The sequence below is a fragment of the Microvirga sp. HBU67558 genome (assembly GCF_018069605.1).
Lineage (GTDB): Bacteria > Pseudomonadota > Alphaproteobacteria > Rhizobiales > Beijerinckiaceae > Microvirga > Microvirga terrae.
This window is the reverse complement of the sequence record NZ_JAGPUP010000161.1, coordinates 1-389: the sequence shown is the minus strand read 5'-3', so window position 1 is coordinate 389 and position 389 is coordinate 1. Positions and strand designations below refer to the sequence as shown.

Sequence of the window (389 nt, the reverse complement as noted above, 5' to 3'; positions counted from 1 at the left end):
CCGCCTTGTATTCGCCGCAAGGAGACCCTAGATAACCGTTATCGACATTTGGCCGGACAATCGGGCCGTTACGCCTTGGCATTCCAGGCGCACGTTCAGACACTCTTCCAAACATCGACGAACCGAGCGCGCGCTCGTGCGGCTGCACGACGCTGGCTCACGTGCATATCAGCCTTACCAAGGATACCCCCCATGATTACGGGCACCGTGAAGTTCTACAACGACCAGAAGGGCTTCGGCTTCATCCAGCCGGACGACGGCAGCAAGGACGTGTTCGTCCACGCCACCGCGCTTGAGCGCGCCGGCATCCGCGGCCTGCGCGAGGGCCAGAAGGTCTCCTTCGACACCGCCGAGGACCGCCGCTCCGGCAAAGTCGCCGTCAACAACAT

1 protein-coding gene is annotated in these 389 nt (G+C 62.2%); it reads left to right on the top strand.

The genetic code is table 11. From position 1 onward, the window contains the following. Positions 1–192: 192 nt before the first annotated feature. The coding region (locus KBI52_RS00640; protein ID WP_173944919.1) for a cold-shock protein at positions 193–389 on the top strand (197 nt) is incomplete at its 3' end.